This is a genomic window from Tepidiforma sp. (assembly GCF_026419595.1).
GTDB lineage: Bacteria > Chloroflexota > Dehalococcoidia > Tepidiformales > Tepidiformaceae > Tepidiforma.
In genome coordinates this window covers 1-323 of sequence record NZ_JANZZD010000100.1, presented here as the reverse complement: position 1 = coordinate 323, position 323 = coordinate 1, and the positions used below count along the sequence as shown (strand labels likewise).

The following is a 323-nucleotide window of genomic DNA, read 5'->3' as shown; positions in this document are numbered from 1 at the left end:
GTGACCACGACCATTAACGGCGAAGACTTTGAGTTTCTATGCGAGCCTCGGCAGAGTTTGCTCGAGGTGCTGCGCGACGTGCTGGGCTTCACCGGCGCCAAAGAAGGCTGCAACAACGGCAACTGCGGCGCCTGCAACGTGTTGCTGGACGGCGTGCTGGTCAATTCTTGCCTCGTTTTGGGCGTTGAAGCGGAAGGTCGGACGATCGAGACGATCGAAGGAATGGCGGTGGGCGGGCGCCTGCACCCTCTGCAGCAGAAGTTCCTTGAACATGCAGCCCTGCAGTGCGGCGTCTGCACGCCCGGTTTTCTGCTGGCGGCCAA

1 protein-coding gene is annotated in these 323 nt (G+C 61.3%); it reads left to right on the top strand.

The annotated features are described in order from the left end of the window. Positions 1 to 323: (2Fe-2S)-binding protein (locus N2041_RS14580; protein WP_367187739.1), on the top strand; the 323-nt coding region annotated here is incomplete at both ends.